7 protein-coding genes are annotated in these 7263 nt (G+C 52.6%); 4 read left to right on the forward strand and 3 right to left on the reverse strand.

The window, feature by feature from the left end; translation table 11 throughout:
* The first annotated feature begins 221 nt into the window (after positions 1-221).
* Complete coding sequence (locus tag F6V25_RS16835) at positions 222-1208, forward strand: serine/threonine protein kinase (RefSeq protein WP_151129755.1); 987 nt, start codon at positions 222-224, stop codon at positions 1206-1208.
* A 233-nt stretch (positions 1209-1441) separates the two neighbouring features.
* Here the strand turns inward: F6V25_RS16835 and F6V25_RS16840 are convergent, their stop codons facing one another.
* From F6V25_RS16840 to F6V25_RS16850, 3 genes are read right to left on the reverse strand one after another with little or no spacing between them, the layout of a single operon-like run.
* The gene (locus F6V25_RS16840) at positions 1442-3205 is read right to left on the reverse strand and encodes a cytochrome c3 family protein (protein WP_151129756.1); all 1764 of its coding nucleotides are present in this window, start codon (positions 3203-3205) and stop codon (positions 1442-1444) included.
* 47 nt (positions 3206-3252) lie between these two features.
* Positions 3253-3714: a universal stress protein gene (locus F6V25_RS16845; protein WP_151129757.1), complete on the reverse strand. Its 462-nt coding sequence runs from the start codon at positions 3712-3714 to the stop codon at positions 3253-3255.
* 30 nt (positions 3715-3744) lie between these two features.
* A complete protein-coding gene (locus tag F6V25_RS16850) occupies positions 3745-4599 on the reverse strand; it encodes a YeiH family protein (protein WP_246167085.1) in 855 nt (284 codons plus the stop codon).
* A gap of 559 nt (positions 4600-5158) precedes the next feature.
* Here F6V25_RS16850 and F6V25_RS16855 point away from each other — a divergent pair.
* The 3 genes from F6V25_RS16855 to F6V25_RS16865 are packed head-to-tail and all read left to right on the forward strand — an operon-like array spanning position 5159 to position 7125.
* The gene (locus F6V25_RS16855; protein ID WP_191966245.1) at positions 5159-5827 is read left to right on the forward strand and encodes an ArsR/SmtB family transcription factor; all 669 of its coding nucleotides are present in this window, start codon (positions 5159-5161) and stop codon (positions 5825-5827) included.
* Between the two features lie 57 nt (positions 5828-5884).
* Positions 5885-6406 carry a TlpA disulfide reductase family protein gene (locus F6V25_RS16860; RefSeq protein ID WP_151129760.1) on the forward strand — a complete coding sequence of 174 codons (522 nt, stop codon included), beginning with the start codon at positions 5885-5887 and terminating at the stop codon, positions 6404-6406.
* An 8-nt stretch (positions 6407-6414) separates the two neighbouring features.
* Complete coding sequence (locus F6V25_RS16865) at positions 6415-7125, forward strand: cytochrome c biogenesis CcdA family protein (RefSeq protein ID WP_151129761.1); 711 nt, start codon at positions 6415-6417, stop codon at positions 7123-7125.
* Positions 7126-7263 lie beyond the last annotated feature (138 nt).

A 7263-nucleotide genomic window follows, 5' to 3' on the forward strand; every position in this document is an offset into this window, starting at 1 on the left:
GTGCCTGTTTCAGGATGCCAATGATCTGCTCTTCGGTGAAACGTCTCGGCTTCATGTCTAGTCTCCTTTTGGAGTTTCTAGACCGAAATCACTAAGTTTGCAATGGAACAGTTTCAGGGGATAAGGTCAACTGCTGCCACAAACACTTTTGCGCTTCTCCTTTGTTCCTACACCTATTGGTGGTATGATACAGCAGTTTCAGATTCAGGAGAAGAGTAACTATGACCGAGAGCTCACACCCTTTTCAAACCCTTACTCTCAGTTTCATTATGGACGCAGTGGAAAGCCAGGGCTTTCACTGCGATTGCCGACTTTTTGCGCTCAATAGTTATGAGAATCGGGTCTACCAGGTTGGGATAGAAGAGGGACCGCCCCTCATAACCAAGTTTTATCGTCCGGGACGATGGAGTGACGAGCAAATTGCCGAGGAACACAGTCTCTGCTTTGAACTGGCTGAGCACGAACTGCCGGTGGTGCCACCAATCAGAAATAGTTACGGCGAGAGCCTTTTCCATTACAAAGCGTTTCGCTTTTCAATTTATCAACGGCAAGGTGGGCACGCCCCCGAGTTCGATAACCTTGACAACCTGCTGATCCTCGGCCGCATGCTGGGCCGCATGCACTGCATTGGGGCTGTACGCCCCTTTGTCCATCGACCGGTACTCGACGCCAAAAGCTTTGGCCATGAGAGCGTGGCACTCATCAGCGAGCGATTCATTCCCGCTGAGTACCGTGCAAGTTACTCAGCGATAACTGAGCAGCTTTTGCGGTCAATCGAGGTAAAATTTGCGGAGGTTGGCCCGGTCAGTTACATCCGTGCTCATGGCGACTGCCACGCCGGCAACATACTTTGGCGCGACGATGCGCCGCATTTCGTGGATTTTGATGACGCCCGCAACGCCCCGGCTGTCCAGGACCTTTGGATGATGCTCTCGGGGGAACGGCCACGACAGATAGCCCAGCTGGAGACGTTGATCAAAGGATATCGTGAGTTCTACGATTTCAACTCCTGTGAATTGAACCTAATTGAGGCTTTTCGCACCCTGCGTATGCTGCACTACAGCGCATGGCTTGCCAGACGCTGGGGGGATCCAATGTTCCCGCACACCTTCCCATGGTTTAACACTGTACGATACTGGGGCGAACACATTCTACAACTTCGAGAGCAATTGGCAGCACTTGAAGAAAAATCGCTGGAGTTGAATTAGTTGTCCCTTATGAATCTATAAGTGTCCGTATTTATTTCGGCCAGTTACGCAGTACTTTCCGCATGAGAACCCTCCACAGTGGTCTACCCAACGCTTTGGAACTATAAGAATGGCGATCATAAGGGCCCAATTCGCAGGGCTTAATGCCTGGCACCCTCTAATTTTTCCCTTTACCGACGCATTTCTCGCGGGCAGCGGTTGAAGCGTTTGCTATCGTCCAACGGTCATCCAGATTATCGGTGGACGATTCCTGATTTTTGTGCAGAGCCTGGGTTCTTCTGCACAGATTCAAGAATGTTTCTATCCTTCATTTGAGGTAGCGAAAAGTCTCCACGCACCTGCCATTTATCTTTCAGGTATGCCCAAGGGGCCAATGCCGAGAGTTTATAGCCCGGTTCTAAATTGATCTTCTCCGATTGCATCTTTCTGATGAACAAACCGTCTTTGTTTGCAAACACCTCGTGGCTCCCACTGAAAGGGAGAGCACCCGGATCGCTATATTTCCAAGTAACCTCCTGAATCTGTGTACCGTCAGGCAAGGTGTGACACGAATCGCACGAACGGCTTTTACCCAGCTTATGCGACATCTTGTCCATCTGTATCCAAAGCAGGGCCTTGTTGTTGTCTGGCAAGCCGCCGAAAAGGCCAACGTAGGCCCAGGCATCGTCGGTCCGTTGCAGATCAGGCAGTTCTGCCGGGAAGCGCCAATAGAGACCCGGCACAAATGGAGATGTTTTCTGGTTCATGACCGCCATGGGGAAGGGCTTGACCGGAATCCAGCGCCCCTTTTGGTCCTTGATCAGGATCGGTTCCGGCATGTAGCCGTAATATGCCTTGAACTTGAAATAGGTGGTTGCGGTGCCGGCCATCTTGCCCGGTCCCCAATAGGTGGCTTGATACCCGCCCACGTTCTGGATATGGCAGGCTTCACAGGAAAGGTTCTTATGCAGCGAGGCGGCATGGCTCTTGACCGCTTCCGCATGGCAACGTACACACGAGCCCTGTGCTTGACGTTTGACCGTGGCATGACCGACTGTTTGGTTACTTTTTGAACTTTCGTGGCAATCAAGGCAGCCGACCTTGGCCTTCAGGTGAACGTCGGGCGTACTCCCTTCGGGAAACGAGAAGGAATCGCCGAAGTATCCTGCCCCACGCCGGCGGTCTTCAGGCCCGGCATGACAGATAGAGGCCCGGCCATTACCGTAGCAACTCTCGGATGTTGGGGTTTTCATAAAGGAGTGCGCCCCCTTTGACCGGTCGGTCGGGCTTTTCTTTTGCGGGTTGAAGTGACAATCGAGACAGCCCACATGGCAGATGTTGCACGCTTTCTGATTGATCCGCTGGCTCTCGGGTGACATGGTGACCGCCGTATTTTGCTGTATGGTGTCGAAATTACCTTCAAACCAGGGGCCACAGTCGTGCGGGCCGCGTTTTTTATCGGTCCATCCTTTGTACTGGCTCTGCTTGCCATTGGTTGCCATGGTGCTTCGGGAAAACTCATCGAACTCCTTTTCGTGACAGGCGCCACAGGTCTTTTTCATGACGCTGAAGTCTTGGCTCAAGGTCCCGGGATTCTTATCGTGCCACGAGATGGCTGCCACAGAGGCGTCCTTGACCTTCTTCCCTCCCTTGTCCGCAACCGCAGAGATACGGTTCACTGGATTCGTACCGTACTCAAGGGGGTAGGCGCGCGGCGACGAACCGGCCGCCAAGCCTTTCTTGGAGACAACGAGCAGCCGTGCCATGCCTTTGTGGGCGGCATTCCCGTCGCTTTCAGCCGGATTACCCAGATGGCATTCATTGCAGGTGGCCGGCATGTGACTCTGTTCCTCCACCTCCTGCTGTGTCACGCTGAAGTGACCATAACCCAGGGCTTCCATCTTTATGCGGTTTTCGTGGCAATCACGGCAACTGTTTGCAGCCTGAACAGCCGTAGCAGTTACAAAGAAAAAGCAGAAAACCAATGTGGCTCGGATCATGATGTTCTTTCCTTTCAAGTACGCTAAAGGTGGTGGCGACTGCACAGTTAGGCTGTTGCTCAGCGTTACCCTTGGTCAGGCTGTTGTGGCGGTCTGACGGTCAATACCGGGCAGGGGGCGGTCTTCACAACTCGTTCCGCTGTACTGCCAAAAATGAAGTGTTCGACTCCCTGCCGCCCATGGGTTCCCATGACAATTAATGACGCTTTCTCTTCAACGGCCTTCTTAAAAATTTCCTCGTGAGGTATCCCGGTCACAACAAATGACTTGGTCCCCGGGAAAGGTCCCATCCGTTTTTCACAGAACTCCACCATTCTTTTTTGGGCTCCCGCCTCGACTTCCTTATCAATTTCGTCAAAGGAGATATGGGGCACGTAAAAGTCCCGTAAATCCACCTGATGGGTGACGACATGAACAATAACCAGGCGGGCGTCGCAGACAGCCGCCAAGGATGCGGCGTAATCGAAGGCATAGTCGGATATCCCTGAAAAGTCTGTGGCAAACAAAATTGTATCAATATTTTTCATGATAGGTTCCTTTCAATTCTAGTGCTGTTTTCAGTTAATCCAACCGCACATTATGGCAGTCCCACTTGTCACCGAAACAAGTATCCAGAGAAATATTCCCTGAGCCAGCGGTCTGATGCCGGTCCTCCCCAAGACTTCTCTTGTCAGGCCACTGCCGATCAGGAACAGGGTCACTACCAGGCTCTGTTTTGCGATGCTGTTCAGCGGATGCCAAACTTGGTCAAGTTGCGGCAGCACTGTTTTGATGGTAGCGGCAGCAATAAAACCGATGATGAAAAGAGGAAATTTTACCTTTCCTCCCGACTTGGTGAACCAGGCGGCAAGCAGGGCGGAAGGCATGATCCATAATGCCCTGGTCAGCTTCACCGTCGTGCCGATGGCCAAGGCCAGCCCGCCATAAGCTGCTGCTGCTCCCACCACGCTGCTTGTGTCGTGGATAGCCAGGGCAGACCAGAGCCCAAATTGCCGCTGTCCCATTCCCAAAAGGTGCCCAAGAGGAGGAAATAGAATCAAGGCGATTGAATTGAGAGTAAATACTGTGGCTAGAGCAACACCGGTCTCTTCAGCCTCTGCCTTGATTACCGGCGCCATGGCGGCTATGGCGCTCCCTCCGCAGATGGCGGTCCCGAAAGAGATCAGGGTTGAGGTGCGTTGTGGCGTCCTGAAAAACTTGCCCAGCAGATACCCGGCTGCCATGGTGAAACTGATGCTGATGGCTGTGTAGAGAAAGGCATCCTTACCGGTTTGAAGCAGCTCCGGCAGGTTCATGCCAAATCCCAAGCCAACCACCGAGGCTTGCAGGAGTCGCCTGCTCCAGGTGGATGTGGCTGCCCCCCAGGGATTTCCGGCCACGATGCCAAATGTGATCCCGGCCACCAACGCCATGGGGGCGCTGACCCCAGGCCAGCAGCACCCCAGCAACAGTACCCAGAACCCTGTCTTTAAGCCATTGTTGCTTTTCACAGCAAACTCCTTTTCTCGGTTTGATTGCTGAGACTATAGTCAAAACAGAATATAATAAAAAATGAATAATATTTATAAAATACATCAATAAGATTGAACTATGCCATTGTCACTTCGCCAACTGTAAATTCTTAAAAAGATTGCCACCACCGGCAGTGCCACTAGAGCGGGAGAAGAATTACTGCTGACCCAGTCGGCGGTAAGCATAGCCTTGTTCAGACCCGGAAACAGGGGCGCTGAAATGGCACCAATTGTTTCGCCATTCACCTGAGGCCGTTGTCATTCTCCTGAGTGAAGGGAGACTAGGACCGTCATATTTTTGTTGACATTCAAATAATCAATTGATTATATGATTTATGAAACGCCTTAAACCACCGACTCCGCCAAACTGTTTCATATGGCCCCATTAATCGGCGCTGACGGATGTAGCGCTGGAAAATGTCGTAATGGTGTACCCCATTACCAGACGAGAGGATTGACCATGGCTCTGGAAAACTTACCTTCACGGCTGTATCAACAGTTTGCCCATGTTGGGCAGGCTCTCGCCAGCCCACAGCGCATACAAATCATCAATCTGCTTTGCCAAAGCGCGAGATCGGTCGATGAGCTCGCCGACGAGTTGGGCCAGAGTGCAGCCAATACCAGCGCGCACCTGAAAGTGCTCAGAGAGGCACATCTGATCGAGATCCGACGTGAAGGCCGGAAGGTGTATTGTTCATTGACCAGCAATTCGGCGATCCGGTTGTGGATGGCATTGCGGGATTTCGGCATGGAGGAAATCCCGGAGGTGCGGGAGATGATGCGCGAATATGCCCAAGAGGATGTCCTGATGGAGCAGGTGGTTGGAAAAGATGTCCTTGATATGGTACGCGCCGGAGACGCGCTGCTCCTGGATATCCGCCCCGCCAGCGAGTTTGAAGCAGGGCACCTCCCCCTGGCGCGGTCCATGCCGTTCGATGAGCTTGAGGCCCGTCTGGCGGAGTTGCCCCGAGATAAGATCATCGTAATTTACCGCCGCAGCCCCTTCTGCGTCGGCTCGGTCAAGGCGGTGGACTTGTTGAAGAAAGCAGGATTTCAGGCGAAGCGGCTGCATGGAGGGGTAGCGGAATGGCGAGCGGCCGGAAGGCCGTTGGAGGGGATGACGGCTTGATTGCTTGGCCTTCGCCGGCCATTCCCCATAACGACCCAATGATCAAAGGAGTCTCCGATGAAGGCAAAAGAAAAGATGATACGTATTATTATTGTGCTGGCAGCAGGCATTTGCCTGTTTCCGGCCATTCACGGCAGGTTCGCGTTTGCGCGAAGCAGGCCGTCGGCGCACGAAACAGCTCCCGACTTTTCCCTTAAGACCCTGGCCGGCAAGAATGTCCGCCTATCCGATCTCAAAGGCAGGGTCGTCCTCGTCAATTTCTTTGCCAGTTGGTGCCCCCCTTGCAGGATGGAGATTCCCGACTTTGAAAAGACGTACCTATCGTACAAGGATAGGGGCTTTGCAGTTATCGGCATCGCCCTTGACGATGTTTCTCCTTCCTTTATCGAGAAAATGAAGATGACGTACCCTGTGGCCATGGCCAATGATAACGTGATCAGTGATTACGGAAACGTCTCCAGCATTCCCGTATCATTTTTGGTCGGCAAAGACGGCAGGATCATCAAAAAGATCATGGGGATGTATTTCGAGAACAGCATGAAGAGCGATGTTGAAAATGCCTTGAAAGGCAAGAACTAGGAGGGGGTATGGAAAACATCTCTTTACTCATGGCTTTCGGCGGCGGGCTCCTGTCGTTTTTTTCTCCGTGCGTTATACCGGTTATCCCTTCCTATGTCTCGTTCATTACCGGTATGTCGTTCGAAGAACTGACCGGTGAGCAGGACAGGGGTAAGATCATGAAGGCAACCCTCAAAAACTCGTTGTTCTTCATAGCCGGATTCTCGCTGGTATTCATCCTCCTCGGCGCGTCCTCGAGCTTTCTCGGCGAGCTGCTTTCCCAGTATCAGGAGCCCATCAGGAAGGTCGGGGGCGTGTTGATCGCAGTTATGGGACTGTACATAGCGGGTGTCCTGAAGATAGGGTTGCTCTCCCGGGAAAAAAGGCTGCATCTGCGGAACAAACCTGCGGGCCTCTTCGGTTCCTTTCTGGTGGGGGTGGCCTTTGCCGCAGGCTGGACGCCGTGCATCGGGCCGGTCCTGGGATCGATACTGGTGTATGCCAGCACCGCCCATTCCGTTGCATCGGGTATGGTAATGTTGTCGGCATATGCACTTGGCCTCGGCATACCGTTTTTGATCACATCCCTCGCAATAAACACAGCCATCTCCTTTTTCAGGAGAACGCACCGTGTCATGAGGGCGGCATCCGTCGTCAGCGGTGTCTTGCTTATAGCTGCCGGGGTCATGCTTTATATGGGAACGCTCGATACGCTGAGTAAATATGTGACCATGGTCTAAAAAACGAATTGACCTTATCCCCTGAAACTGTTCCATTGCAAACTTAGTGATTTCGGTCTAGAAACTCCAAAAGGAGACTAGACATGAAGCCGAGACGTTTCACCGAAGAGCAGATCATTGGCATCCTGAAACAGGCAC

Origin of the sequence: Oryzomonas japonica (genome assembly GCF_008802365.1) — a bacterium.
GTDB lineage: Bacteria > Desulfobacterota > Desulfuromonadia > Geobacterales > Pseudopelobacteraceae > Oryzomonas > Oryzomonas japonica.

Coding starts and splice junctions, on each gene's coding strand:
- F6V25_RS16860 (WP_151129760.1), top strand. CDS start 5,885: ATGAAGGCAAAAGAAAAGATGATACGTATTATTATTGTGCTGGCAGCA.
- F6V25_RS16835 (WP_151129755.1), top strand. CDS start 222: ATGACCGAGAGCTCACACCCTTTTCAAACCCTTACTCTCAGTTTCATT.
- F6V25_RS16845 (WP_151129757.1), bottom strand. CDS start 3,714: ATGAAAAATATTGATACAATTTTGTTTGCCACAGACTTTTCAGGGATA.
- F6V25_RS16850 (WP_246167085.1), bottom strand. CDS start 4,599: ATGGCGTTGGTGGCCGGGATCACATTTGGCATCGTGGCCGGAAATCCC.
- F6V25_RS16855 (WP_191966245.1), top strand. CDS start 5,159: ATGGCTCTGGAAAACTTACCTTCACGGCTGTATCAACAGTTTGCCCAT.
- F6V25_RS16865 (WP_151129761.1), top strand. CDS start 6,415: ATGGAAAACATCTCTTTACTCATGGCTTTCGGCGGCGGGCTCCTGTCG.